This is a genomic window from Spiroplasma sp. ald, assembly GCF_044714355.1.
Lineage (GTDB): Bacteria > Bacillota_I > Bacilli_A > Mycoplasmatales > Mycoplasmataceae > Spiroplasma > Spiroplasma phoeniceum.
This window is the reverse complement of sequence record NZ_RXFY01000162.1, coordinates 1-1,387: the sequence shown is the minus strand read 5'-3', so window position 1 is coordinate 1,387 and position 1,387 is coordinate 1. Positions and strand designations below refer to the sequence as shown.

1 protein-coding gene is annotated in these 1,387 nt (G+C 24.2%); it reads right to left on the bottom strand.

The features are described from left to right. Positions 1 to 189: 189 nt before the first annotated feature. The gene (locus EHU54_RS05825) at positions 190 to 699 is read right to left on the bottom strand and encodes a lipoprotein (protein ID WP_400249453.1); all 510 of its coding nucleotides are present in this window, start codon (positions 697 to 699) and stop codon (positions 190 to 192) included. Positions 700 to 1,387 lie beyond the last annotated feature (688 nt).

Here is a 1,387-nt window from a genome sequence, read left to right as displayed (position 1 = left end):
AATTATAATTTGCTATTAGTATCTTTTTAAAAATATTTACAATTATTTTAATAGGTTATGCAAGAAGTCTAATAGATGTTTATAATCCTAATGATTTAGGAATTAGAAATAAAAATATTAACCCCATTAAAATTACATTTAAACCAAGATAAAAATAAAAAAGAGATTTAATTATCTCTTTTTCTATTATTAATTAACTTTTACATTGCCATCAGTATCAATAAATAAACCAGGTTTTTGTATATCTAAATTCCAACGATAAACCGATTTAAAATATTGATTATCATTATGTCAAAATATTCATGTTAAAGTACCTTTTTGAATAGTTAAATCAAATATACTATGCCAGTCTAAATCTTGAACTAGTGCAAGTTTATATTTATCATATTCATCTTTATTTTTTAATCTATCTTGCTGGTTATTTTGAAATTTATTAATTCTTCAACTATCATTTTTATCACCACGCCATACGACATAATAATATTTATTATCAACTTGATTAAATGGTTTTTCTTGTGGTGCTATTCATTCTAAGTTATCTCTAATAGTTTGGTCTTTTGTATTTATTTGGTTTTCTTTTTTTAATTTTGCTAGTTCTTCGGGGGTATATTGATCATGTGTTTTATTACAAGCAACTAAACTTGTTGTACTTGTTCCTACTAATGATATTGCACCAATAATACTTAATAATCGTTTCATATGTATATCTCCCTCTTTTTATTAATTAAATTATATAATAAAAAATAAAAAATGCTATAATTAAATAGCAAGTGATGTTGCGAGTTATTCTAGGTTCTACTTGCAAGTTTAAATAAAGAAAAGAAACGTTGCCAGTCAATAGTCTGTGCGATACTATTTAGAACAGTACTCAAATTGGACAAGAGGACATCCTGCTAAGGTGTTAGGCCGAGAAATTGGCGTGAGATTTCAAGCCTCTCCTGTTCCGCCATTTACATAAAAAGCAAAAAAAGAGATTATTAAATATCTTTTTTATATTGCTTAATAACTATTATATCTAGTTTACATTCAATAGTTAATTTAAAGGTTTAAATAAGTAAAATCCCTTTTGGTTTAAGATTAAAAGCAATAGAATACCGTATAGTTTTGTCTTACAACTAGAAACATAACTTATTTTATAATTTAATTATATATAAATATAATTGTTTGTAAATACCTTTATTACGCGTTTTAAGGGCTAAATTAGAAATAAAATATATTAAGTTTAGTATTTATATACATAAAGTATTTTAATTGTGAACTATTGGTATATAATTAAAAGCATAGGTTTAATCTTTTACCATAAAAAAGAGTTTATGCTGACTTGTTAATCGGACAAGAATAAAAAAAGAGAGGTTTATAAAATGGCACTTACAAAAGAACAATTAAT